21 protein-coding genes and 2 other annotated features are annotated in these 26007 nt (G+C 29.7%); of the genes, 13 read left to right on the forward strand and 8 right to left on the reverse strand.

Features of this window, described 5'->3' with window-relative positions; genetic code table 11:
* Positions 1–16: 16 nt before the first annotated feature.
* Positions 17–331: a hypothetical protein gene (locus AXY43_RS22135; RefSeq protein ID WP_023974212.1), complete on the reverse strand. Its 315-nt coding sequence runs from the start codon at positions 329–331 to the stop codon at positions 17–19.
* Between the two features lie 338 nt (positions 332–669).
* Between AXY43_RS22135 and AXY43_RS22140 the strand changes: the two genes are divergently transcribed.
* The 3 genes from AXY43_RS22140 to gltX all read left to right on the forward strand — a co-directional run bounded on the left by AXY43_RS22140 (position 670) and on the right by gltX (position 3874).
* Positions 670–837 carry a DUF1646 family protein gene (locus AXY43_RS22140; RefSeq protein ID WP_236892150.1) on the forward strand — a complete coding sequence of 56 codons (168 nt, stop codon included), beginning with the start codon at positions 670–672 and terminating at the stop codon, positions 835–837.
* Positions 838–983: 146 nt separating this feature from the next.
* Positions 984–1251: a binding site (T-box leader), on the forward strand.
* A gap of 55 nt (positions 1252–1306) precedes the next feature.
* On the forward strand, positions 1307–1948 hold the full coding sequence (locus AXY43_RS22145; protein ID WP_023974211.1) for a lactate utilization protein: 642 nt from the start codon (positions 1307–1309) through the stop codon (positions 1946–1948).
* A 264-nt stretch (positions 1949–2212) separates the two neighbouring features.
* The gene (gene gltX, locus AXY43_RS22150) at positions 2213–3874 is read left to right on the forward strand and encodes a glutamate--tRNA ligase (protein WP_105412161.1); all 1662 of its coding nucleotides are present in this window, start codon (positions 2213–2215) and stop codon (positions 3872–3874) included.
* Between the two features lie 111 nt (positions 3875–3985).
* On the opposite strand, the gene AXY43_RS22155 is transcribed toward gltX, so the two are convergent.
* The 3 genes from AXY43_RS22155 to AXY43_RS22165 are packed head-to-tail and all read right to left on the reverse strand — an operon-like array spanning position 3986 to position 6263.
* On the reverse strand, positions 3986–4720 hold the full coding sequence (locus AXY43_RS22155) for an amino acid ABC transporter ATP-binding protein (protein WP_105412162.1): 735 nt from the start codon (positions 4718–4720) through the stop codon (positions 3986–3988).
* A gap of 41 nt (positions 4721–4761) precedes the next feature.
* Positions 4762–5427, reverse strand: a complete 666-nt coding sequence (locus AXY43_RS22160; RefSeq protein WP_105412163.1) for an amino acid ABC transporter permease — start codon at positions 5425–5427, stop codon at positions 4762–4764.
* 17 nt (positions 5428–5444) lie between these two features.
* Entirely contained in the window at positions 5445–6263 is an 819-nt protein-coding gene (locus tag AXY43_RS22165; protein ID WP_105412164.1) for an amino acid ABC transporter substrate-binding protein, read from the reverse strand.
* 225 nt (positions 6264–6488) lie between these two features.
* Between AXY43_RS22165 and AXY43_RS28110 the strand changes: the two genes are divergently transcribed.
* Entirely contained in the window at positions 6489–6695 is a 207-nt protein-coding gene (locus AXY43_RS28110; RefSeq protein WP_242986092.1) for a hypothetical protein, read from the forward strand.
* Positions 6696–6715: 20 nt separating this feature from the next.
* Positions 6716–6907 (forward strand): MFS transporter, encoded by a 192-nt coding sequence (locus AXY43_RS28115; protein WP_242986090.1) that lies wholly within the window; start codon positions 6716–6718, stop codon positions 6905–6907.
* A gap of 276 nt (positions 6908–7183) precedes the next feature.
* Here AXY43_RS28115 and AXY43_RS22175 read toward each other — a convergent pair whose 3' ends face one another.
* On the reverse strand, positions 7184–8947 hold the full coding sequence (locus AXY43_RS22175) for a methyl-accepting chemotaxis protein (protein WP_105412165.1): 1764 nt from the start codon (positions 8945–8947) through the stop codon (positions 7184–7186).
* A 265-nt stretch (positions 8948–9212) separates the two neighbouring features.
* The gene (locus AXY43_RS22180; protein ID WP_039772134.1) at positions 9213–10874 is read right to left on the reverse strand and encodes a glutamine--tRNA ligase/YqeY domain fusion protein; all 1662 of its coding nucleotides are present in this window, start codon (positions 10872–10874) and stop codon (positions 9213–9215) included.
* 538 nt (positions 10875–11412) lie between these two features.
* Between AXY43_RS22180 and AXY43_RS22185 the strand changes: the two genes are divergently transcribed.
* The 6 genes from AXY43_RS22185 (at position 11413) to hcp (ending at position 18310) form a co-directional block, all read left to right on the forward strand.
* Positions 11413–12069, forward strand: coding sequence for a YczE/YyaS/YitT family protein (locus AXY43_RS22185; RefSeq protein WP_017211463.1), 657 nt, complete (start codon positions 11413–11415; stop codon positions 12067–12069).
* A 457-nt stretch (positions 12070–12526) separates the two neighbouring features.
* Positions 12527–12733, forward strand: a binding site (T-box leader).
* A 66-nt stretch (positions 12734–12799) separates the two neighbouring features.
* Positions 12800–14077: a serine--tRNA ligase gene (serS, locus tag AXY43_RS22190; RefSeq protein ID WP_105412166.1), complete on the forward strand. Its 1278-nt coding sequence runs from the start codon at positions 12800–12802 to the stop codon at positions 14075–14077.
* 350 nt (positions 14078–14427) lie between these two features.
* The gene (locus tag AXY43_RS22195) at positions 14428–14661 is read left to right on the forward strand and encodes a DUF2249 domain-containing protein (protein WP_011968764.1); all 234 of its coding nucleotides are present in this window, start codon (positions 14428–14430) and stop codon (positions 14659–14661) included.
* A gap of 40 nt (positions 14662–14701) precedes the next feature.
* Entirely contained in the window at positions 14702–15340 is a 639-nt protein-coding gene (locus AXY43_RS22200; RefSeq protein ID WP_105412167.1) for an MBL fold metallo-hydrolase, read from the forward strand.
* A gap of 213 nt (positions 15341–15553) precedes the next feature.
* Positions 15554–16309: a DUF438 domain-containing protein gene (locus tag AXY43_RS22205; protein WP_039772142.1), complete on the forward strand. Its 756-nt coding sequence runs from the start codon at positions 15554–15556 to the stop codon at positions 16307–16309.
* Positions 16310–16606: 297 nt separating this feature from the next.
* A complete protein-coding gene (gene hcp, locus AXY43_RS22210) occupies positions 16607–18310 on the forward strand; it encodes a hydroxylamine reductase (RefSeq protein WP_039772144.1) in 1704 nt (567 codons plus the stop codon).
* Between the two features lie 402 nt (positions 18311–18712).
* Here the strand turns inward: hcp and AXY43_RS22215 are convergent, their stop codons facing one another.
* On the reverse strand, positions 18713–19651 hold the full coding sequence (locus AXY43_RS22215; RefSeq protein WP_039771370.1) for a transposase: 939 nt from the start codon (positions 19649–19651) through the stop codon (positions 18713–18715).
* Positions 19652–20546: 895 nt separating this feature from the next.
* On the opposite strand from AXY43_RS22215, the gene AXY43_RS22220 reads away from it, so the two are divergent.
* Complete coding sequence (locus tag AXY43_RS22220) at positions 20547–22367, forward strand: urease accessory protein UreH domain-containing protein (protein ID WP_105412168.1); 1821 nt, start codon at positions 20547–20549, stop codon at positions 22365–22367.
* Positions 22368–22808: 441 nt separating this feature from the next.
* Here AXY43_RS22220 and AXY43_RS22225 read toward each other — a convergent pair whose 3' ends face one another.
* Positions 22809–24110 carry an IS110 family transposase gene (locus AXY43_RS22225; RefSeq protein WP_012059009.1) on the reverse strand — a complete coding sequence of 434 codons (1302 nt, stop codon included), beginning with the start codon at positions 24108–24110 and terminating at the stop codon, positions 22809–22811.
* A gap of 419 nt (positions 24111–24529) precedes the next feature.
* On the opposite strand from AXY43_RS22225, the gene AXY43_RS22230 reads away from it, so the two are divergent.
* Positions 24530–25792 (forward strand): S8 family peptidase, encoded by a 1263-nt coding sequence (locus AXY43_RS22230; protein ID WP_105412169.1) that lies wholly within the window; start codon positions 24530–24532, stop codon positions 25790–25792.
* The last annotated feature ends 215 nt before the right edge of the window (positions 25793–26007 follow it).

Here is a 26007-nt window from a genome sequence, read left to right on the forward strand (position 1 = left end):
TAAAATATAATTTGGTTTATTTCTTATAGCTAAATTTTTTCTTCTTATTTCTTCTAAAATTGTCCCATGAGAATTTGGAAGAAGAACTAAATAACTCTTCCTTGAATTTAATAACAGAGAAATAATATCTAATTCCTAAATATAAAACTAAAAGTCCAAATATTTCACCTGGCATAGAAGCAGTTAACACATTAATATGAATATTATTCACAAAACTAAAAGCACAAAAAAATAATCCGAGAAAAATAATTATCATAGCACCTATAAAAAGACTATTAATTATTACTACTTTAGATTTTATTTGTGTAGTAATATTACTTTGCTTTTTCAATTTTTACACCTCCTTACATCTGAAAATTGCTTAAAGTTCTAAAATATAATATTTAGCGACAAAAAATGGAGTCAAGTAAATTGTTATACTTTGACTCCATTGTCCGTGGCATTACTATTAATAAAAGAAAGGTCGTCTAATATTTTAAATATTAGACGACCTTGTCATTAATGTTTTATTTGATTCTATTATAATAATTAAGGTTCGAGAAGTCAAGAATAAATTGGAATTAAATACATATATATCAATTAGTTCAAAAAAAGTGCAAGGAGTGACAGAGATAGAATTGTGCTAGGATAAATACAATATCATAAATTATAAATTGTTCAGACATCTGTTTGTGTATAGGTATAGCTTTATCAGTTATTTTAGGGTATATAATTAATATACTCAACATTATTTCAGCAGGAAAGTTAAAAATTAAAAGTGGTGAATGGATTAGACTTGGTGTTCCTACTGGAATGATTATTATGATTGTGTACTATGGTATTTTTTTTATAATATAGAAAACTTTTTATTAATTAGAGAAGGTATTACTTAATCCAAAAATCTCCTAGAAAGATTAAAATATAAGAATTTATCTTTACATTAGCATCTTCAAAATGTATAATTGATTTGTATTTTGTAAATACTATATAAAATATAAATATAGAGAAGTGCAATGAAAAAGAAGAGTAAATAGAATTTTAATTATAAGAGATCTAGGGAGGGTGTAATCCTAGAATTTAAAACTATTGAAGGAAGCTTTGGAGTAATAAATAGAAAGCATAAGGTATATGTCTTAAAGCTAGTATATTTATGGGGTTATTCCCTTAAAGATAATTAAGAGGGTTAAATCAAATGTATTTGAAATTTAAAATCAATATGTTTAAATTAATCAATTTAGGTGGTAACGCGGAAGTCAGCCTTTCGTCCTAAGGATATTTTAGGACGAAGGGCTTTTTTGTATTTAACTTAGAAAGGACTACATATTATATGGAGATTAATATTTCATGGTACAAAGAAGAACAAATTAATAGAACTATAAAAAATTTAAGGCAACGCAATATGGATGGTTTCTTTGTAAATGATGATAATGAATTAAAAGAACTGTTAAAACAACTCATAGATGAAAATTCTGTTGTAGGGGTTGGCGATTCTATGACGTTGTTTGAAACAGGTGTTATAGACTTTCTTCGTGAGGAAAATTATATATTTTTAGATAAGTATAGAGAAGGTATTACAAGTGAAGAAAAGAAAGGTATTTATATACAAAACTTTTCTGCTGATACTTTTATGTGTAGTACCAATGCCTTGACTGAAAGTGGAGAACTATACAATATTGATGGTAATGGAAGTAGAGTTGCACCAATGATTTATGGCCCGAAGCAGGTTATTTTAATAACTGGAACAAATAAAATTGTTAAAGATATAGAAGAAGCAGAAAAAAGAGTTAGAAATTATGCTGCTCCGATTGATGCAAAAAGATTAGGTAAAGATACTCCATGTACTAAATTAGGGTATTGTGTGGATTGTAAAAGTCCTAATAGAATATGCAATGATTTTACAATTATCAGAGGACAATTTGTTAAAGGTAGGATAAAAGTAATAATCGTAGGAAAACAATTAGGATATTAATATTTTGTAGTGTTATTAAACTATGATAATTAAATAATTTTAATTTATTCTACATATTTATTATGTGGTTTATCCGATAGCTAGCATCCGTAATACCCATACTTCTTTAAGCGGGGGATAATGGCTGCACGCTCCTGGATAAGTTCAACTAGGATTCAGATGGGGATCAAACCCTACCTGAATCAAGTTTCACTTGATATAAATTGCCATGACAAGGGGCTTATAATACCTTGTAAGGAAGAATGATAAGGAGAGATACAAATAATGAGTTTTGAAAAATTAGCAGATATAATATTTGGGAATCTTGAACATACAACTGAATATTACGTTGAAAAATATCCAAAGAGAAGTCTTAAGGAAGGTGCAAGAGTTACTAGATATGCACCAAGTCCAACTGGATTCCAACATATAGGTGGAGTTTTTGCTGCATTAATAAATGAAAGATTAGCAAGCCAAAGTGAAGGTGTTTTTTATTTGAGAATAGAAGATACTGATCAAAAGAGAGAAGTTGAAGGTGCAATAGAAGATACAATAGCTACTATGCATAATTTTGGTATGGATTTTAGTGAAGGTATGACAGGAGAAGAAACATCTAAAGGTGAATATGGTCCATACAGACAAAGTCAAAGAGCTGAAATATATAATACTTTTGCAAAAGATTTACTTATAAAAGGTTTAGCTTATCCAGATTTCTGTACCCCAGAAGAATTAGCTGAACTTAGAGAAAGACAAATAGCAAATAAAATAACTCCTGGTTACTATGGAGAATACGCTAAGTTTAGAAATATAACTGAAGAAGAAGCAATAAAGAGAATTGAAAACGGAGAAAAATATATTATAAGATTAAAATCTCCAGGAAATCCCGAAACAAGGGTTGAATTTCACGACTTAATAAAGGGAGATATCTCATTCCCAGAAAATAATCAAGATGTAGTACTTATTAAAGGGGATGGGCTTCCAACTTATCATTTTGCTCATGCAATAGACGATTATTTAATGAGAACAACAGATGTAATAAGAGGAGAAGAATGGTTATCATCACTTCCTATACACGTTCAATTATTTGAAGTTTTAGGTTTTGAAGCACCAAGATATGCTCATATTCCAACAATAATGAAGCAAGATGGTGGATCAAAAAGAAAGCTTTCAAAGAGAAAAGATGCAGAAGCAGCTGTTTCTTACTACAAAGAAGTTGGATTCCCAGTAGTAACTGTAATTGAATATTTACTTAATATAGTAAACTCTACTTATGAAGAATGGAGAGCTGAAAATCCTAAGGCTGATTACCATGAATTCGAAGTTCATTTAGAAAAGATGGGTAAGAGTGGAGCATTATTTGATTTAGTTAAATTAAACGATGTATCAAAAGATAGAATTGCTGCTATGAAAGCTACTGATGTTTATGAATACTATACAGCATGGGCTAAGGAATTTGATGCAGAAATGTATAAATTAGTTACAGAAAATGAAACTATGGCAAAGGAAATCTTCAATATAGATAAAGAAGGTCCAAAACCAAGAAAAGATTTTGCAAAATGGGATGAAGTAAAAGATAAAATTTTCTATTTCTTTGATGAACTATTTTATAAGGAATCAGCAGAACAAATTGAACTTCCAAAGGGAGTTACATTAGAAGCAGCAAAAGAAATAGTAGAAACTTACAAGAAAGAATTTAAATTTGATGTAGAAAGTCAAGAAGCTTGGTTTGATGACTTAAAGGAAATAGGAATTAGACTTGGGTACTGTGCTAATAGAAAAGAATTTAAGGCAAATCCAGATCAATATAAAGGTATGATTTCGGATGTTGCAGGAGCAGTTAGAGCAGCACTAACTCATAGAACTAATTCGCCTGACATTTATACTATAATGCAAATCATAGGTGAAGAAAATACAAGAAACAGATTTGATAAATTTTTAAATCTATAATAAAAGATAATCTAATATAGAATAGCTAAAAGGATACCATGAGACTATTTTTGGTAGATAGTGGTATCCCTTTTGAATTCATCAATATAGAGTGGAAGTACTCCATCAAAATTAATTAAGCAAATTTAAAAACTGTTTAATTCTATCATTAGAAGAATTATCTAAATCACTATAGGTACCTTTTTCAATAATTTCACCTTGGTTAACAAATACAATTTCATCTCCAACTTCTCTAGCAAAAGACATCTTATGGGTCACAATTGCTATAGTGTAGTTTTCTTTTGCTAATTCCTTAATAAGGCTTAACACTTCAACTTCAAGTTCTGGATCTAAGGCACTTGTAGGCTCATCGAAAAGTAGTATCTCAGGCTTCATAGCCAGTGCTCTTGCTATAGCAATACGTTGCTGCTGACCACCGGATAGTTCATGAGGATAACTATTTTTCTTATCTAATAATCCAATTTTATCTAAAAGTAATTCCGCATCCTTTATAGCTTTCTGCTTTTGCGTTTTTAAAACAGTTATAGGCCCTTCAATAATATTTTCTATGGCCGTTCTATGAGGAAAGAGATTGAAATTTTGAAATACCATTCCAGTCTTTTTCCTAAAATTGTTTATTTCATTTTTATGAATGTTATTCCTTGAAAAATCTAATTTATCTTTATTCATACTTATTGTGCCATTATCGGGTAATTCAAGAAGATTAATGCACCTAAGTAATGTGGTTTTACCTGAACCGGATGGACCTATAATAACAGTTGTTTTGTTAGATTCAATCGTTAAATTAATATCTTTTAATATATGAAGATTATTAAAATGCTTGTTTAAATTCTCGATTTTAACCATATTAGCTCCTAACTAGTTTTCAAATTAAGATTGATTGAAAACTATCCTATAGATAATTTCTTTTCTGAGTATTTTTGTATTTGTGATAAGATTGTGCAGAACAATAAATAGAATACTGCGACTTCGCAATATAAAACAAGTGGTTCATAGGTTCTTGCAACAATTCTTTGGGTTTCCATAAACATTTCAGTAACAGTTACATTAGCTGCTAAAGAAGTGTCTTTCACCAAGGCTATAAAAGTATTAAAAAGTGGTGGTACAGACACTTTGCCGGCTTGTGGAAAAATTGTTCGTCTAAGTGTCTGCCAATAATTCATGCCTAAAGAATAACTTGCTTCCCATTGTCCTTTAGGAACTGATAAAATTGCAGCTCTGATTGTTTCAGAGCTATAAGCACCTACATTTAATGAAAAAGCAATTATAGCTGATGGAATAGGTTCAAGTTTTATTCCTACATTAGGTAGACCATAAAATATAATAAAAAGTTGAACTAAAAGAGGAGTGCCTCTAAATATCCATACATAAAATTTTACTATCTGCTTTAATATGCTAAGTTTTGAAATTTGAATCAGAGCAACTAAAACAGCTATTAATAATCCTATTGCAAAAGAAACTATTGTTAGAGGGATTGTATAAATTAATCCTGCTTCGAGCATAGGAAAAAAAGAATTTTTAATAATTTCGATAATGCGATTATCAATAACCATAAAGTTGTCCCCCTAAATTATTTTGTAACATTAGTTCCAAAGTATTTTTCAGATATCTTTTCTAAAGTTCCATCTTTACTTAATTTATCTAGTGCATCATTAACTGCATTTACAAAAGAATCGTTACCTTTACGTATTAAAACTCCGTTTTCGCTTGCTTTATCCTGTTTATCTGCAATCTTCAATGGTGCATCTGGTTTTTGTTTTAAATAATCATAGAAAGTAAGGTCATCATTAATTGTTGCATCAGCTCTTCCATTGATGATAAGATCTATAGATTTGCTAAAGTTTCCATCTGTATCAACCAATTCCGCTCCATCTTTTTTAGCCATATCAGCAAAATTACTTGTTAAGCCTTGAGCAGCTTTTTTACCTTTTAAATCTGCAAAACTTTTTATGCCTTGATTATCTTTACCTACAATTAAGACAGCTCTTGTTACGGTATATGGAGTTGAGAAATCATATTTTGCTTTTCTTTCATCGGTTATCCCAACTTGATTCATAACTACATCATAACGTTTTGCATCTAAACCAGCTATGCATGAATCCCAAGGAGTTTCTACAAATTCAGCTTTAACTCCAAGTTCTTTTGCGATTGCTTGAGCAATTTCAACATCAAATCCAACTAATTCATTTTTATCATTATGAAAAGTGTAAGGTGCATAGGTTCCTTCAGTGCCAATTTTTAAAGAACCTCTTTCTTTTATTTCTGTTAATAAATCTTTGCTGGAATTAGAAGTATTAGCAGGAGCTTGGCTAGTAGAATTTCCGCATCCTATTAATCCGATTGCTAATAGACCTACTAATAATAAACTAAATAAATTTTTCTTTTTCATTAAGTATTCCCCCTATTAATTTTTATATAATTCTTATCGATTTACTCGGTTTTAAGTTATCATACTTCAAATTAAAAACCATGTCAATACTTTCTTGTGATAATTTAATCAAATTGGATTTATATTATATATAAATTACCGATATAGTTTACAAAAAATTAAGATGATAGCAAAATGGTTTACGTAGTGTAAATGGTTTATTGTATGTAAACTTAGAAGGTAAAAATGTTCAATTTAAACATAAAAAAAAGACTACCTTTAAGTATTTTAATGTTCAATATATTTATTGCGTTACTTGGACAAGGAATGGTAATATCAATTTTGCATGAATATTTAAAACAATTTAACGCAGGAGGCTCTGTAGCTGGTTACTTAGTTGCAGTTTTTGGAGCTGACCAATTTTTATTTTCGCAATTGGCGGGAAATTTTTAGATAAATATGGAAGAAAAAAGATGATATTATCCGGATTATTTCTTACAGTAATTTCTAATTTCATGTTTGCCATATCTCAAGAATTGATCTGGCTATATATAGCGAGATTTATTGGGGGAATAGGTTTAGGAATTGTGATACCATACAATCTTTCATATATTGCGGATGCGATTACTAAAGAAACTCGTACAAAGGGAATGGGATACTTTTAGTGCTTCTAATTTACGAATGGTTTTAGGGCCAGGAATAGGAGGTTTTATAGCTCAATTAGATATTAGAGTGCCATATATATTCTTAAGAATATGCTTAAAAAATGCGTTATAAGGGGACCATAGCAGATAAAAGTTAGTTATCTATTAGTTAGTTTTTTTACAAAATTATAAGCTAAATGAAAACCATACTGTTTCCGGTATGGTTTTCGTTTAGTTAATTATGAATATTTATAGTACTACTGCAGAGTTCATTTTCATTAATATATGTTAGAATTTTTAAACTTGAAATGCGTTAACTGCATCTCTAAGCTTCTCTGCAAGTTTATTTAAGTCTTGAGTATGTTTGGCTATTTGATTTACACTTGCTAGTTGCTGCTCAGTTGTAGCAGAAATTTGTTCAGTGGCAGCAGAGCTTTCTTCAGTTGAAGCAGAAAGAGTCTCTAAAACTTCAACTATTTCATTTTTCTCGTTTTCCATTTCAAGGCTATAAGTTTTTAGGTTTTTCATATCGTTTGTAATCTTTTCTACAGATTTTAATATTTCAACAAATATATCCTTAGCGTCTATTACAGAATTATTTTGTTCCTTAGCTATTAACTTTCCGTCTTCAATGGCTTTTACAGCAGCTTTTGATTTATCTTGGATTCCATTGATTAATTCTTTAACTTTTGAAGCAGACATTGAAGATTGAGAAGCCAATTTTCTAACTTCTTCAGCAACTACAGCAAAGCCTTTTCCTTGCTCACCAGCTCTTGCAGCTTCTATAGCAGCATTTAAAGATAATAAATTTGTTTGTTCTGAAATCTGACTTATTGCCTCAGTAATAGATCCAATTTCAATAGAAGTTTTATCTACTTCCATTATTATGGCACTAGTTTTTTCAGTGGCTTTGCTATTTTCAATTGATTTTTTTGAAAGTAAATCAATTGCTTCTAAACCTCTGTTGCTTATATTAGTTGTTTTAACTGCAATATCATTAGTTTCTATTGTCAGTTTTGTAACTAAATCTATCTTCTCCGATAAATTCTTAACTCTTATAACTCCGTTTTCAGTTTCTTTAGCCTGTTCATTTGAACCTTTAGCGATCTCTTCAACGGAATCTGATACTTCATTAATCGAAGCTGTATTTTCAGCAACAATTTCATCTAACAATTTAGAGGAGTCAAAAACAACATTAACTGAATCTTTAACTGAACTTATAAAATCGTTAACATTTCTAACCATTATATTAAAGGAATTATTTAGATTACCAATTTCATCTCTATTTTTGATTTTCATAGCCTTAATATTCAAATTACCTGAAGCTACAGTATCTACAGCGTCACTAATTTCTTTAATTGGAGTAGATATGTGTTTTGCAAATATCATAATTACTGCAGAACCTAAAATAATTACTGACAATAATATAATCAGAGTAGTAATAAGAATATTATTTGAACCAACATTAAAATCATTCATGTAAGTACCAGCGCAAACTACCCATCCCCAATGCGGATCAGTCTTTTGATAAGTTATTTTGTCTGAAATCTTATCTGAATTAGGAAGTGTCCACCAATAAGTTAAATAGCCTCCGCCATCATTAGCTACTTTAATTTGATCTTTAACGAATAATGTACCAGTCTTTTTATCCTTATAATCTAGTACGCTTTTGCCTTCTAAACTTGGATGAGCTGCTTCAACTCCATCTTGAGTATAAGCTAACAAATAACCGCTTTTACCTAAGCTTAAATTTTGATTGATTTTTCTTGTACCATCCGCTTGTTTTTCGCTAAGCATATATTCTCTAACTCTTTCTTGAGCGTCATCAAGAGATAGTTTTCCTTGATCTACAAGCTTTTGATTTGCATCAATCACTTGTAATGTCATTTCTACACTATTTCTTAATAAAATCTTCCCGCTATTTTCAAGTTCAGCTCTTGCTACATAATAACTTACTAATCCGAGTACAAGTACAGGTATACTCAGCAATAAAATCATTACTAAAATAAGTTTTGTTTTTATAGGTAAGCCTTTTGTCTTTTTTGTAGATTTTGTAATCATTTGCATTCCCCCTAATATATAAACTTACTCTATTATCGAAATGTAATTTATCAACTTGATAGTAAATGTTACCTTTTATCGAAATATAGAAAATTAGGTGGAATTTATGGCTTGGTTATGATGACAATGGTGAAGAATTTTTAAGTGGTATAAAAAATTTTGATCAGATAGTTTTGTATAAAATTATCTGGATTAGGAGATTAAAAATAAATTAAGGCAGAGAAATCTTATACATTAGATTTCTCTGCCTTTTCAAGTTGCATTATTAGCTTAACTTAAATGATGATTTTAATGGTACTATTCTATTAAATACTAACTTATCAGCAGTTGTATATTTAGTATCTACATTAAAGAAACCATTTCTAACCATTTGGAATTTATCTTGAGGTTTAGCATCTTTAAATGCAGTTGGTTCAATAAAGCCTTGTAATATTTCTAGTGAGTTTGGATTAATTTGTTCAAGGAAGTGTTTTCCTTCATTTTCTGGTGCATCATCTAAAATTAAAGGCTCATATAACCTGAATTCAGCAGGAAGACAAGTTTTTACATCTACCCAATGGATTGTTCCTTTAACTTTTCTGCCGGTAAAGCCAGAACCACTCTTTGTTTCTGGATCATAAGTACAATGAATTTCTACTACCTCACCATTTTCATCCTTGATTACTTCGTTACATTTAACAAAGTATGCTCCTTTTAGTCTAACCTCATTACCAGGGAATAACCTAAAGTATTTCTTTGGTGGATTTTCCATAAAGTCTTCTTTTTCAATGTATAGTTCCCTAGAGAATGGAACAAGTCTTGTACCTTGAGTTTCATCTTTTGCATTATTCTCTATTGAAAGCATTTCTGTCTCATTTTCAGGATAATTAGTTATTACAAGCTTTAAAGGATTTAACACAGCCATAGACAATGGCGCCTTAAGTTGTAAATCCTCTCTTATAAAATAATCTAGCATTTGGGAATCAACAACAGAATTAGCCTTAGCAACACCGATAGCGCTGCAGAAATTTCTTAGCGCATCAGGAGTACATCCTTTTCTTCTAAGGCCAGAAATAGTAGGCATTCTAGGGTCATCCCATCCATCAACAACTTTTTCATCAACTAATTGTTTTAATTTTCTTTTACTCATAACAGTATTAGTCATATTTAATCTTGCAAATTCTATTTGCCTTGGGGAAGCGGTCATTTCACATTCTCTTACTACCCAGTCATAAAGTGGTCTGTGATCTTCAAACTCTAAAGTACAAATAGAGTGTGTAACATGTTCAATAGCATCTTCTAATGGATGAGCAAAATCGTACATTGGGTATATGCACCATTTATCACCAGTATTGTGATGAGTAGAATGAGATATTCTATATATAACAGGATCTCTCATATTTATATTTGGTGATGCCATGTCTATTTTAGCTCTAAGAACTTTTTCGCCGTCAGCAAATTCACCATTTTTCATTCTTTCAAATAAATCTAAATTTTCTTCAACGGATCTATTTCTATAAGGGCTGTCTTTACCAGGCTGAGTTAGTGTACCTTTATATTCTTTAGCTTCTTCAGCTGTTAAGTCACAAACATAAGCTTTACCTTTTTTTATTAGTAGAACAGCTCTATTGTACATTTCATCAAAATAGTTAGATGCAAAGAAAAGTTCATCCCAATGACCACCAAGCCATTGTACATCTTCTTTAATTGATTCAACATATTCTGTATCTTCTTTAACAGGGTTAGTATCATCAAATCTTAAATGAGTTTTTCCTTTAAACTCATCAGCTAAACCAAAATTTAAAAGAATTGATTTAGCGTGGCCTATATGTAAGTAACCGTTAGGTTCTGGTGGAAAACGAGTAATTATCTCTTTATGCTTTCCGCTTTCTAGATCTTCTACAACGATATTTCTTATAAAATTAGAAGAATTTATTTCGTTTGACATAGTCTTACCTCACTTATAAGTGTATTTAAATTAAGAAAAGAATATTTACTTGAAGTAGTATTCCCTCTTAACTATATTGTTATTTTTGCTTAATAATAATTTTAATCTAATATAAAGAAAAAATAAAGATAAAATTATTTAAATTGCCTAAAGTTGCTAAACATGAGCTTTAATAAACTTAAATTTAGTTTTAATTTTATTATTATACATATTATTATGGAAAATAAATGTAGGATAACTTGTGTATTATAATATTAACATTTTTAATAACATTGTTTAGGATTTGATTTGTTTTTAGATAGTTTATTACAAAAGAGAGTGTAGCAGTATTAGTATTTAGTGAATTTATTTCAGTAATAATTATGATTTAAATTAAAAAATGAATTGAATATTTCATTAAATTGATGTAAACTGACATTAGTTGAAAGATTAGCTTATAGTCAGCTTTGCACACGTGAAACTAATGTTTAAGTTAATGGGATTATGATAGGTAATTTGGCCTATAATTCCAAAAAATTGAGAAATGTAAAGGAGAAGTATGAAGAAATTATTAGCACTTATAATTAGAATGACATTCGGATTTTTATTATGCGCACTAGGAACTGTTTTGGCTCTTAATTCGAATTTAGGCTTAAGTCCATGGGACGTATTTCACCAAGGATTAACAAATGTAACTAGTTTAACTATTGGACAGGCAAGCATTATAGTTGGAATAATAATAGTAGCAATCACAAGTATCCTAGGGCTTAAAGTTGGGATGGGAACTATAGCGAATATGATAGTAATTGGATGTTTTATGGATTTAATAATACATTCTAAAATCATTCCAGTTTGTAATAACATATATACAGGCATAATAATGTTAATTGGAAGCTTATTTGTTACAGCATTAGGAAGCTATTTGTATATTGGATGTGAAATGGGATGTGGTCCTAGGGATGGTCTTATGATTGCATTAGTTAAGCTTACAGGTAAACCAATTGGAATAATAAGACTATTTATAGAAGCAGGAGCCCTAATTATTGGATGGATTCTAGGCGGGTTTGTCGGAATTGGAACGTTAGTCACTGCCATTGGAATAGGATATTGTGTACAGTTAATTTATAAAGTATTTGGATTTGATATAAAGGTACTAAAGCATAGGAATATAAAAGAAGGGTTAAAGTTTGTTAACGAATGTATAACTATCTGTTAGAATTCTAATAGAATTGATTTTAACTGATAAACGAAGATATAGAAGCAAAAAGGCATATCTAGCTTTATATATCCATATGCTATAGTAATTCAAAGTAAGTGAAAAATTTTATGGTAGTATAATTATATATATATTGCAAAAATAATTCTTCAGCATAATTCTAAAAATATTAAAAGAATTTTAGCTGTAATTGTGAAATGTTCATTGTGCATTGTGAATTGCAACATATATATGTTACCGTAAAATTTTTAAGGGGATATTTATTTAAGGTGAGAAGAGTTTTTATATAAATCTTCTCACCTTAATTTTTTTAAGTAGACTTTAATAAGAAATTTATAGTATATTATAACTGGTCAATATAATTCCAAAACTAGTTATTAAGTTAAATATAAACATATACTTGAAAATTAACATAAATATATATATAATATACATAGCAACAAATTAATAGTTATAAAAAACAGCGATGATAAAAACTACGATTTATAAATTTCTTCAGAGAGCCGATGGGTGGTGCGAATCGGTGAAAGGTTAAATCTTTCCACTTTTGGAGCTGTGCGTGATAAATGCAAAGGTTAGTAACCTATATAATACTAGTGTCGAGGGGCTGGTTGTAATATTAACCAGCAATTTGGGTGGCAACGCGGATTATTCCGTCCCAATTATATATTGGGATGGTTTTTTTATTTTTTGAAATAATAATATATATATTTAATCAGGAGGGAAAAAAATGTTAGACATTAAATTCGTAAGAGAAAATCCAGAGATTGTTAAACAAAACATAAAAAATAAGTTTCAAGATAATAAGTTGGGGTTAGTAGATGAAGTATTAACTTTAGATATCGAACTTAGAAAAGTTAAGCAAGAAGTAGAAGCTTTAAGAGCTGATAGAAATAAGTTATCAAAACAAATTGGTGGCTTAATGGCTCAAGGTAAAAAAGAAGAAGCTGAGGAAATAAAGAAAAAAGTTAATGCGGATTCAGAAAGAATGGCTGAGTTAGACGTTAAAGAAAAAGAACTAGAAGAAAAAGTTAAAGTTATCATGATGACTATTCCAAACATAATAGATCCAAGTGTTCCAATTGGTAAAGATGATAGCGAAAATGTAGAAGTAGAAAAGTTTGGGGAACCAGTTGTTCCAGATTTCGAAATTCCATACCATACAGATATTATGGAAAGATTAAGTGGTATTGATTTAGATAGTGCTAGAAAGGTAGCTGGTAATGGTTTCTACTACTTAATGGGAAATATAGCTAGACTTCACTCAGCTGTAATATCTTATGCAAGAGATTTTATGATAAATAGAGGATTTACATATTGTATTCCACCTTTTATGATTCGTAGCCAGGTTGTAACTGGAGTTATGAGTTTTGCTGAAATGGATGCTATGATGTACAAAATTGAAGGTGAAGATTTATATTTAATAGGAACAAGTGAACATTCTATGATTGGTAAATTTATAGATACAATATTACCAGAAACTTCACTTCCTCAAACTTTGACTAGTTATTCACCTTGCTTTAGAAAAGAAAAAGGGGCACATGGTATAGAAGAAAGAGGAGTATACAGAATTCATCAATTTGAAAAGCAAGAAATGGTTGTTGTATGTAAGCCAGAAGACAGCATGAATTGGTATGATAAAATGTGGAAAGATACAGTAGATTTATTCCGTTCTTTAGATATACCAGTAAGGACTTTAGAATGTTGCTCAGGTGATTTAGCAGATTTAAAAGTAAAATCAGTAGACGTAGAAGCATGGTCTCCAAGACAAAAGAAATACTTCGAAGTAGGAAGCTGCTCTAATTTAGGGGATGCACAAGCTCGTCGTTTAAAAATCCGTGTAGATGGTAAAGATGGTAAGTACTTTGCGCATACATTGAATAATACAGTAGTTGCACCACCAAGAATGCTTATTGCATTTTTAGAAAACAACTTAAATGAAGATGGATCTGTAAATATTCCAGTTGCATTGCAACCATATATGGGCGGTATGACAGTAATTAAATAAAGTAAAATAGATCAGATATATCTAAATTTAGAAAGACAACAAATTAAAGAGGTATTAAGCTCATTAATTTGCTGTCTTTTTCATACAGTGAAATATTATTAAATATTTTCAATAATATTTTTAGTAATGGATTAAGATATTATACGTAGTAGCGATTAAGAATTATAAGAACGGTTAACATAACATTACTTTAACATAAAAACAAAAATTCTAAAGAAATTGAAATATATACACATAAAAGCAAAAGTTACTGACACTGTGATATAAATCACGCTAAAATTCAGCACAATGGTTATAATATTATCATCTAAGAAGAAGTTTAGATAATAATATTAAGGGAGGAATTAATTATGTCAAGTTTTGCTGTTAGTATAGATGTTAGAATTTATGAAAGAGGTCATAAAAAAGAGATCATATTTAAAGCTTTTGAAGAGCTTGAACAAGGTGAAACAATGGAACTTATAAATGATCATGATCCTCGTCCACTTTATCAGCAGTTTATAGTTAACTTTCCAGAACACTTTGAGTGGAAATATTTAGAGCAGGGACCTGAAATATGGAGAATAGGTATCACAAAGAAATAAGGCACATTCAATAAGATAGAAAAGGAGTTGTTTTTATAATATGCCATTTATAAGTCAAGATTTATACCAATTTAATAGCTATGTTGAACCAATTAACCTTACATTTCATCAATATTTGTTATTAGGGGATGAACCATTATTAGTCCATACAGGGAACGTTATTCAGGCAGAAGCTTTGCTACCAGAATTAAAAGATGTACTTAATGGCAAAGAGCTAAAGTATATTTTTATTTCACATTTTGAGGCGGATGAATGTGGAGGATTATCATTAATATTGGAACATTTTCCTAAAGCTAAAACAATTTGCTCTGAAGTTACAGCACGTCAGTTAAATGGTTTTGGAATAAAAGCAGAAATTATTACTAAGAAAGCAGAGGAAACTTTAAATACTGATAATTATGAATTAGAGTTTATCAATTATCCTTCTGAAATGCATCTTTGGGATGGATTATTAGTTATAGAAAATAAACGTAGGATATTTTTTAGCAGTGATTTGATGTTTGCGTTGGGAAAAGAAATAGGCACAGTACAAGAATCTGATTGGTATACAGAAGTAAACAGCATTAAGCAAGAACAAATACCAGACAATAATAAGCTGGAAGATTTACAAGAAACTTTAAAAAAGTTAAAGCCTGACCTTATAGCTACAGGCCATGGGCCATGTCTTAAACTAAAATAAAATAAAGGTTATATTTAAGAAACAAATCAATTTATTCTTAAATATAACCTTTTTTCTTTAAATTTAAAGTTTAATATTCTAATGGTAATTCTTTTATAACTTAAACATTTGAAATTTTGATTTAAATCACATTATTATAATAAAAATTTAAGTAGAATTAGGTCATAGAGATATTGAATATATAAATTTATATATCCATAGGAGGATTTTGAGATGAATAATAGCAAAATACAAAGTTTGACTGAAGTTTTACAAAAATTAAATAAAGATGGAATAACAGAGACATTAAGAAAAGAAGCATTGGAGATTGTGTCTGACATAAATCCTATTGAGCTTTCAATAGCGGAGCAAAATTTAATAGAAGAAGGAATGAATCCACAGGATTTAAGACATCTGTGTGATATTCATATGGAAGTTTTAAGAGGAGAACTTGATAAAATAAAGAATAAAATTGAACCAGGGCATGTTGTATACACATTTATTGCAGAACATGATAAAATTCTTGGATTTTTAAAAGAACTTGAAGATATTAATTCAAAGATTCAAAAATTAGAAAGCTATGATAGCAATTTAATTGAATTTGAAGAATTAATAAAGGTTATTGATAATATATTAGATGCAGAAAATCACCATAAAAGAGAGGAAGAAGTGCTTTTTGCTGAGATGGAAGATAGAAAAATTACAGGACCAACAAGAATTATGAGAATGGAACATGACGATTTAAGAGCAAAGAAAAAATTTTTGAAGCAAATAGCAACAGAAGTATCTAAATTAAAATTTATTGAATTTAAAGAAAAAGTTGATGAAACTGCAAAATATATTATATTCAATTTGAGAGATCATATATTTAAAGAAAATTATATATTATACCCTACAGCAGTGGAAGCCATAACTGAAAAGGATGTATGGAATAGTATGAAGACACGATGTGATGAAATAGGATATTGTAGTTTTACACCAGAATCATAATTCCTATAGATATAATCTTCATATAGTAGGAATAGAAAAGGCAGCAAACTAGCTGTCTTTTTATTTTTGAAATTGCGTAACCATTGTTACAGATTTGGGCAGAGTATTTTAGTAATATATATCTGTAGCACAGAGCTAATATAGAAATTAAAAAATATTAATTTTATTTTAGTAACGTATGTTACAGAAATGATACTGGCAATATAGTAAACTCTAAATTGTCAAAGTTAAGAGAGATTAACAAGAAATTATTAATTATTCATATAAAAAGAAAAATAGGAAATAGGAGGACATAATATGTCAATGTTTTGTTATCAATGTCAAGAAACAGCTGGATGTAAGGGCTGTACTAAAGTAGGGGTATGCGGTAAGGATGAGTATGTAGCAAAAGCTCAAGACTTATTAATATATGTAACTAAAGGACTAGCTATAGTAAGTAATGAAGGAAGAAAAGTTGGAGTAAAGGATAGTAAAGTTGATAAATATATAACAGAAAACTTATTTACAACAATTACAAACGCTAATTTTGATAGAGATTCTATTTTAGATAGAGTTAAAGAAACTTTAAAATTAAGAGAAGAATTAAAAGCTAAAGTAATTAGCTCTGGTGGTAAAGTTGGAGAAGTAAAAGTAACTGGTGGTTTCTTTAAGAAAATATTCGGAATGCAAACTACAGAAATGATTATGCCAGAAGCAGCTATTTGGACAGCTGACAATACAATAGAATTTGATGAAAAAGCAGAAAAGGTTGGAGTTCTTGCAACTGAAAATGAAGATATAAGAAGCTTAAGAGAACTTATCACTTATGGATTAAAAGGTTTATCAGCATACATGAAGCATGCTATGAATTTAAAATACAATAATGAAGAAGTTCATGCATTTATGGCAAAAGCTCTTGCTGCTACAATTGATGATACATTAACAGTTGATGATTATGTAGGACTAGCATTAGAAGCTGGTAAATTCGGTGTAGATGGTATGGCATTACTTGATAAAGCCAACACAGAAAGCTATGGACATCCAGAAATTACAACAGTAGACATTGGTGTTAGAACAAATCCAGGAATATTGATTTCAGGACATGACTTAAGAGACTTAGAAATGTTACTAGAGCAAACAGAAGGAACTGGGGTAGATGTTTATACTCACGGAGAAATGCTTGCTGGACAATACTATCCAAAATTTAAAAAATATAGTCATTTTGCAGGAAACTATGGTAATGCATGGTGGAAACAAAAAGAAGAATTTGAAAGCTTCAATGGAGTAATCCTTATGACTACTAACTGTATAGTTATACCAAAGGATTCTTATAAGAACAGATTATTTACAACAGGTGCTACAGGAATGCCTGGATGTGCTCATATAGAAGCTAAGGCTGATGGGACAAAAGATTTCTCTAAAGTTATAGAAATGGCCAAGAAATGTAAAGCTCCTACAGAAATAGAAAAGGGACAAATAGTTGGTGGATTTGCTCATAACCAAGTTTTAGCTTTAGCAGATAAGGTGGTAGATGCAGTTAAATCTGGTGCTATAAAGAGATTCTTTGTAATGGCAGGTTGTGATGGAAGAGCTAAATCAAGAAACTATTACACAGAATTTGCAGAAAAATTACCAAAAGATACAGTTATCTTAACTGCAGGTTGTGCAAAATATAAATACAACAAATTAAATTTAGGTGATATTGGTGGAATCCCAAGAGTATTAGATGCAGGACAATGTAATGACTCATATTCATTAGTTGTAATAGCACTAAAGCTTCAAGAAGTATTTGGATTAAAGAGTGTAAATGAATTACCTATTTCATACAACATAGCTTGGTATGAACAAAAAGCTGTAATAGTATTATTATCATTATTACACTTAGGAGTTAAAAACATTCACTTAGGACCAACACTTCCAGCATTCCTTTCACCAAATGTTGCTAAAGTATTAGTGGACAACTTTGGAATTGGTGGAATCACTAATGTAGATGATGACATGAAGATGTTTATGGAAGCATAAAAATAATTTATGGCAAATTACAATGGCAAATAAAATAAGTTCGATCAAATAAGGAAACACCCTATTTAATAATCTACAATATATTTAAAGTATATAATCCTAGTAGCATGATTGCTGCTAGGATTTTTTTTAAATGCTTTTAGAAGAATTTATTTTAAATTTTAATATCCTTTTAAGGCTTATGTAGATATTCAGCGATCTATTTTCAATAATAGAGAAATTTTCATATTTTTATATATTTATAGATTAATATTTTTATATAAAAATATAAAAATATGAAAATATGAAAAAATATAAAAATAAATATATGTTTATATATTCCTATAAACATTTTTTTCTATATAATAGGTTGTTGAATAACTAATTTTTACAAATAGTTATTTAAGAAAATATTCTTAGGAATCAAAGATTCCAAGGATATTTTCTCGATTTTATTCCCTGCTGTTTTTTATTAAATTCCTCTATTAAATAGGCTAATAAAACCCATTTTATATGACGTTCGTATCGTGCTTGCCCATAGAGCCTTGGATTTTCTAAATTATATAAACCTTTTAAAACTGAGAATAATTGCTCTATTTTCAATCTATTTTTATATAGGTTCGCTCCGATAGGAGATTCTAAAAATAAAGCATTTTCATATCGTTTATCAATGAACGCCTCAATGCTTTTAGCTTTACGCATATTTATATCAGCTAATAAATTAAATTCTAGTTTTGCAGCAATTTCAAACCATTCAACTGAGTCATATGCTGCATCAGCAAGTATTAAAAATGGATTATAATTTTTAGCGTCATATAGTAAATCCTGAACTTGATTATCGTAAACATTAGCTGTTGTTAAACTAAAAACTAGAGGAATAATAGTATCAGTAACCGTTGCAATGCAGTGTAACTTGTAACCTTTATAATATCCCAGACGTGTACCTTTGCCGGATTTAGCTTCGCTATCGTATTTTGAACTTCTTAAGGCAGTAGCATCAATTGCGCATAGTCTAGTTTCTGGGTTAATAAGTTCAACAAACATAGCATAAATACCATAATATATATGTTTCTCTAAATTCTTAGCTCTTAACGAAAAGGTAGAATAATCAGGTATTTCATTAAGATCAATTATAGATTGAAACACATAATCTTTTTTTATTTCGTATTCAAGTTCTCTCAGACTGAATATACTATGTTTAACACCATATAACATGCAGGCAACTATTTGCTCATCTGAGTACTTACGTGGTCGGCCTTTAGCATTTTTACTATTAGAATTTAATTTAGCAAATGCAATTTTAACAGCTTCAAAAATCTTATAATTATCATTTTCAGTTTTAATCTTTCGTGATATAATCATATTTAAGTCATTCCTTGTGTGATGTGATTTGGTTTTTAGCGAAATTATTATATCACAAAGGAATGGCTTATTTACTTTTTACAAATTTTGTTTACTCAACAACCTATATAAATATGAAAATATATAAATATTTATAGGAAACATCAGGGGTAAGAGAGTAGAGAAGATTAAATAATAGAGAAACTACTTAGTGACTGCGTAAAATGAACTTTTAATATTTAAAGCAATTTTGAGAGCCTAAATAGTGTTAAGTATTATGCAAAAAATCTTATCATAAATTATTTTTTAAATATTCATAAAGACAAAAAACCATAGATAAACCTATCATACAATAAGTTTATCTACAGTCCTTAAATAAAGAAAATAACAATCAAACCTTATTGCAACAGACTAACATAATTGCAATTTTCGCGTAACCCTACAATAACTAATCAATTATAGAAAACTCTAACTATAGGATTGCATCTTTATTTCTCAAGTTAAGTCTTTTGACTCTATATTGAGAAGGCATATTCATTCTTGAATATTTAATGCTTAACTGCTAACTTCTTTATAATCTTAATGTGCCCCTAATTATGTAGTCAATACTATGAAGTTAATAGTTATACTGGAAATTTATCTTAATAAATTTATCAAATGGTAGATTATTTTTTACAGATAAAATTTATAAGTTTATGTTAATTTATTAAATACATGATAATGCAATATTAGTTGAAAGAGAAGCATATGGAGTTTATTCAAATATATTTATAAAAGTACACAGAAAAATTTCTGTACTTTTTTATATCCTCATAAAATCTTCATAACTTTATATTATAATCTATATATGTAATTTGAATTATGATTTAAAATGCATCACTGTCTATAATAAGCAGCGATTTATTAGGAGGAGATTATGGGTATTAAGAGGGAGAATATTAAAGTTTATGATATGACATGTAAGTCTTGCGAAAATAGAGTGGAAAGAGCTTTAATGAAAATTGATGGAGTCTTAAATGCTATGGCTAGCTATAGTGCACAGCAGGTAACGGTTGAATATGATAGCAAGCTTTGCAGTATGGAACAATTAAAAGAAGCTATTAATAAGGCGGGTTATAGTACAAAAAATTCGGTTAGCTTAAAATTTGCTGGCTTTTTAGTTATAGCGGCAGCAGTCTTACTTCTTGGCAATTCAACAGCAGGATTTGATATGAGTGCTAAGCTGAATAATGCGTCTTATGTGGTGTTATTTATTGTTGGAATGCTTACATCTATACATTGTGTTGGCATGTGCGGTGGAATAATGCTTACACAAAGTTTATCTAAAAATAGTATTATAGATGAAAAAGAGAATAGATTTAAAGCTTTAAAGCCTTCGATTTTATATAATGCTGGAAGAGTAACCTCATATACAATTATAGGTGGTATTGTAGGTGCATTGGGTTCTGTTTTATCGCTATCACTTAATGTAAAAGCTGGATTGCAAATATTTGCAGGATTATTTATGGTAATAATGGGATTAAATATGACAGGCTTTTCTTTATTTAGAAAGCTTAATATTAAGCTGCCATGGTCCTCTTGCAAAATTAAAAATAAACCTAAGGCTCCGTTTTTAGTTGGTATGTTAAATGGGTTAATGCCATGCGGTCCACTTCAGACAATGCAGCTTTATGCATTAGGTACCGGTAGTGCCATAAATGGAGCAATATCAATGTTTTTATTTTCACTCGGAACAGTTCCTTTGATGCTTATATTTGGTGCTGTATCAGGTTTTTTAAGTAAGGGATATACGAAACAACTTTTAAAATTTAGTGGGATTTTAGTAGTAGTACTTGGATTAATAATGGGGAATAGGGGATTAGCTCTTGCTGGAGTTGGAATTCCAAATGCTAGTACACTAGCACAAAATTTTTCTGGAGATGGAGCTCAAGCCGCGCAATCCAATATAGGTAAGGCGACGATAGAAAATGGAGTTCAAGTAATTAGAATGACAGCAGATAATAATGGATATACTCCTAATGCATTTTATGTACAAAAAGATATGCCTGTTAAGTGGATAATTACAGGAAATCAAATAAATTCTTGTAATAATGCAGTAGTAGTGCCATCACTTAACATCCAAAAAACATTAAAATCTGGAGAAAATGTTATAGAATTTACACCTAAAGACGGGGACATAAACTTTAGCTGTTGGATGGGAATGATAAGAGGGATAATTAAAGTTACAGATAATCTTGATTCAGTGGATACATCGAAAGCAGATTCATCAATTCCGGCTCCTAGTAGTGGCATGAGTTGTTGTACAGGAACATCAGCAAGTAATACTCCTCAAGCTCCAAGTATATATGGTAATGATTTAAGTAAAGTTTCTACTGATAGGTTAATTAAAAAAGCTAATATTTCAGGAGACACCCAAAATCTAAGTATAAAGGGAACTGGTTATGAATTTGAACCACTTGTAGCAGTTCTACAAAAAGGCATAAAGACTAAACTTTCTGTAGATCTTAATTCCTTTGATAAGGCTGATGGAGTTTTCATAATATATAATGCAGATAGTGGAGACGAGGTAACTACTTTTACAGGTAGAAAAGATGTAGTAAATGTGGAATTTAATATAGACAAGAGTGGAACATACGTAATTGTTAAAGACAATGTAGTTGCAATGGGAATAGAAGTTACAGATTCATTAAAAACTGTAAATTTAGATGAAGTTCGTAAGAAACTTATAAATGAATAAAGAATAAATGAGAATTAGGGCTGGTATATATCAAATTAATGTATATCAGTCTTTTTTTGGGTTAATTAGGATATACATTGAAGATATTTATTATAAGCAGATAATATATGTTGCAATTCACAATGCACATTTCGCAATTACAGCTAAAATTCTTGCAATATTTTTAGAATTATGATGAAGAATTGTTTTTGCAATATATATATAATAAAAAATAAAGAATTTCACAAAATCGACACAATTATGATGTATTATTATTTAACAATTAGGTAAATGAAGTTTATAAAAGGTATTATTGTTCATAATTAAAGATATAAGTAAGTAACTATGATTTAAGACCAGCTAATAATAGTCAAGTTAATTTTCAAAAAAATAGTTTTTGGAAAAAGAGTATGGCAAACAAACCGTTCCAAAACACGAACGGTTACAGAAATTGGAATAAAATTAAGCGACTTTGTTTAAAGAGTTATTTTCCAGGAACATTTGCTTATGTATTTTGGGATCTCTTTGCTCAAACGGAGTTTGATTTCGGAGAACAGCAAAAATGTAGTTTATAATTTTATGCATTATAGCGACTAAGGCGATTTTAGGCTTTTTGCCTTTAAGGTTTATTTGATAATAATCTAATAGGACTTTATTTATAGGAACTCCATTACGATTGTTACGGATTGAAGCTAGTGCAACAGAATATAATGCTCTTCGACCGATTCGAGTTCCTCTTTTTGAAATTTTATTATCATCGCCTTTAAAATTACCTGATTGATTAACTGAGCTATCAATACCAAAGAAAGCTACAAGATGTTTGGGCTTAAGAAAACCATCAATATCACCTATTTCAGCTATTATAGTAATAGCAGTTAATTGCCCTATGCCAGGAATTGAATCAATTAGTTCAATATTAGCTCTAATAGATTCAGGAAAAGTTTCAGACTGTATAAAATTGTTAATTTTCTGTAACAATGTATCAATCTCTGATTGAATAGTTTTTATTAATGTTATAGAGCTGGCTATTTTGACGGCTAAACCGTCTAACGGTAAGCCAATTATTTTAGCTTCATTAGCAACCTTAAATAATTTGGAATATGTATTTTCCGACCAGATAATGCCCTTTTTAGAGCTATTAAGGAAAATCTTAATTATATTTTCCTTAGGTGCCTCTAAAATTGATTGTGGCGTTGGATATTGACTTAAAAGCTCAATTGAACTTTTAGATGTTGAATCTGAAAATATAGTATTATAGCCAGGAAAAATAACTCTTAAATCAGCGGATAATTTTTTCTTAAAAGTAGAGCTAGTATCTGTAAGTTTGTAATACTCTCTTACAAGATTTTTCAGAAGAAAAATATCAAGGCTAAGTTGTTGTGATAACTTAATGTTTTGAAATTTTCCTATTGTTGCAATAGATAAAGCGTCTTTTTTATCATTTTTCACTTTTCTTATGTCACCATTTTTGTTAGACTTAGTAACGAGTGGATTGATAACAAATGTGTTATCGAAATATTTATTAAGATAGTGGAAAAGAGATAAATGGTACACGCCAGTGGACTCCATGAAAATTGCAGTTTTCATGTTAAACTCTTCTTCCACTTTTTTTATTTCATTAACTAAGTGGTTGAAGCCATTGAGATCATGCTTTATTTTAAATGACTTCTTATAAATATCACCATTCGGTGCGAGTATTGCAGTATATGAAAAATCAGCTGAAACATCAATTCCTATTACAGGACTATAAAAAAAATTAGACATTGTATATATCTCCTTAAATTAAATTTTAGATATAGAATAGAACTTCCACTCTGTCAGATAGCTTATAACCTTGTTTGTGACACGGGTAATTCCCGAAGGGAAACCCAACCAGCTAAACATAGAATTCTACCTGATGAAATGATACGCTTTTTTACGGGTATAGGTTCTAAAAGACCTCCCAGGAGGTTTACATCTATCTTCTATTCAGGAGTATTATACTAGACTATATAAAACTTGGTTAGATTCCTTTAAGGAATTTAAATAAAAAACTATTTAAGATATGAAATGCATATTCCCTATCGGGGCGTAGGCAAAGTAATAAATTAGAATATTAAAAATAATAAGAGGTGTAATGTTCGTTAGAAAGATAAATAGTTTTCTATCAAATGTTACAACTAGATTATACAAGGAGGTTTTTTATGAGAAGTAAGTTAGCTAAATTTATAATAATTGCAGCTTCAATATTTACATTAGTTTCTATTTCAGATTACTTACCTAGAAATAATGGCATGAATAGTACGAGTAATAGTGTAAGCAATTTTGTAAAATCACTAAGAAGCGGTGATTTAGATAGCCTTCTAAGTAGTGTGAAAGATATAATAAGTGTTGATAAAAATAATAATAATAATAAATATAACTTAGTGTCACCAAAAGATCTAGAACAATACATTTTAGATGGAATTGGTGATATAAAAGGGATTAAAATAATCAATGAGCCTAAAATTATAAAAATAATAAAACCGATACAGAAGACTCCGGTAAAAAGTGATTTTAGATTAGGAGAGATGAATGAAAATACTAATAAAGCTGTAAATGATCCTGGATATAAGTATGAGTGGGATATAAGCTATACAGAGGCGGATAAAGCATGGCCTCTAATAAAACAAAAAAGAGAAATTAATGTAGCGGTTTTAGATACAGGAGTAGATTACACACATCCAGATTTAAAAAATAGAGTATTAAAGAGCAAGGGGTATAATTTTGTAGATAATAATTCTGATACTATGGATGACAATGGTCATGGTACTCATGTATCAGGAATAATAGCTGCAAATGCTAATGACAATATTGGTATAGCAGGAATTGATGGGACATTAGATGTAAAAATAATTCCGATAAAAGTATTAGATAGCAATGGGGAAGGGGATATAAATGATATAGTTAAGGGTATTAAATATGCTGCAGACAACGGAGCTGATATAATCAATTTGAGTTTTGGAGCTAATGAGAAGAGTAAATTAATTGCAGAAGCAATAAGTTATGCTAAGAGTAAAGGAGTATTTGTTGTAGCTGCGGCTGGTAATGATAATGAAGATAGTGATAATATAAGTCCAGCTGGAGACGGAGCTTTTACAGTAGCTGCAATGAGTTATAATTATAAAAAAGCCTCGTTTTCTGATTATGGTAATTGTATAAAAGTTTCAGCGCCAGGAGTGGAAATATTAAGCACAGTTCCAGGTGGTTACGAAGCATGGGATGGAACAAGTATGGCAGCACCAGTAGCAACAGGAATAGCAGCTATGGTTAAAGCAGAAGATCCTAATTTATCTCCAAGTCAGATTGAAGATGTTTTAGATAGTACTGCTAAGGATATTATGTCCAAAGGTAAGGATAAGCAATCAGGATATGGACTTATAGATGCTTATAATGCTATCAAAAAAGTGAAGCAATTAGAAAAGTAATATAAATGAAGTTAATGAGGATATTAATGATGATTATGATGTTTAAAGGTGGTAAAAACGAAAAGTGCTGTAGTAGAAATAAAGAAGTTGACAATAATACTAAAACAATAGAGTAGCTTACATCTTTTATAGATAAATTATATTTGAGGAAGTTAATCAATAATTTACATAATGATTAGCTTCTTTTTTGTTTTATGACAAAATATAACTTGTAA

Origin of the sequence: Clostridium sp. MF28 (genome assembly GCF_002969175.1) — a bacterium.
Taxonomy (GTDB): domain Bacteria; phylum Bacillota; class Clostridia; order Clostridiales; family Clostridiaceae; genus Clostridium; species Clostridium beijerinckii.

Coding starts and splice junctions, on each gene's coding strand:
- AXY43_RS28110 (WP_242986092.1), top strand. CDS start 6,489: ATGTTCAATTTAAACATAAAAAAAAGACTACCTTTAAGTATTTTAATG.
- AXY43_RS22160 (WP_105412163.1), bottom strand. CDS start 5,427: ATGGTTATTGATAATCGCATTATCGAAATTATTAAAAATTCTTTTTTT.
- AXY43_RS22175 (WP_105412165.1), bottom strand. CDS start 8,947: ATGATTACAAAATCTACAAAAAAGACAAAAGGCTTACCTATAAAAACA.
- AXY43_RS22185 (WP_017211463.1), top strand. CDS start 11,413: ATGAAGAAATTATTAGCACTTATAATTAGAATGACATTCGGATTTTTA.
- AXY43_RS22205 (WP_039772142.1), top strand. CDS start 15,554: ATGAATAATAGCAAAATACAAAGTTTGACTGAAGTTTTACAAAAATTA.
- AXY43_RS22230 (WP_105412169.1), top strand. CDS start 24,530: ATGAGAAGTAAGTTAGCTAAATTTATAATAATTGCAGCTTCAATATTT.
- AXY43_RS22180 (WP_039772134.1), bottom strand. CDS start 10,874: ATGTCAAACGAAATAAATTCTTCTAATTTTATAAGAAATATCGTTGTA.
- AXY43_RS22200 (WP_105412167.1), top strand. CDS start 14,702: ATGCCATTTATAAGTCAAGATTTATACCAATTTAATAGCTATGTTGAA.
- AXY43_RS22195 (WP_011968764.1), top strand. CDS start 14,428: ATGTCAAGTTTTGCTGTTAGTATAGATGTTAGAATTTATGAAAGAGGT.
- AXY43_RS22155 (WP_105412162.1), bottom strand. CDS start 4,720: ATGGTTAAAATCGAGAATTTAAACAAGCATTTTAATAATCTTCATATA.
- hcp (WP_039772144.1), top strand. CDS start 16,607: ATGTCAATGTTTTGTTATCAATGTCAAGAAACAGCTGGATGTAAGGGC.
- AXY43_RS22225 (WP_012059009.1), bottom strand. CDS start 24,110: ATGTCTAATTTTTTTTATAGTCCTGTAATAGGAATTGATGTTTCAGCT.
- AXY43_RS28115 (WP_242986090.1), top strand. CDS start 6,716: ATGATATTATCCGGATTATTTCTTACAGTAATTTCTAATTTCATGTTT.
- AXY43_RS22215 (WP_039771370.1), bottom strand. CDS start 19,651: ATGATTATATCACGAAAGATTAAAACTGAAAATGATAATTATAAGATT.
- gltX (WP_105412161.1), top strand. CDS start 2,213: ATGAGTTTTGAAAAATTAGCAGATATAATATTTGGGAATCTTGAACAT.
- AXY43_RS22220 (WP_105412168.1), top strand. CDS start 20,547: ATGGGTATTAAGAGGGAGAATATTAAAGTTTATGATATGACATGTAAG.
- serS (WP_105412166.1), top strand. CDS start 12,800: ATGTTAGACATTAAATTCGTAAGAGAAAATCCAGAGATTGTTAAACAA.
- AXY43_RS22165 (WP_105412164.1), bottom strand. CDS start 6,263: ATGAAAAAGAAAAATTTATTTAGTTTATTATTAGTAGGTCTATTAGCA.
- AXY43_RS22145 (WP_023974211.1), top strand. CDS start 1,307: ATGGAGATTAATATTTCATGGTACAAAGAAGAACAAATTAATAGAACT.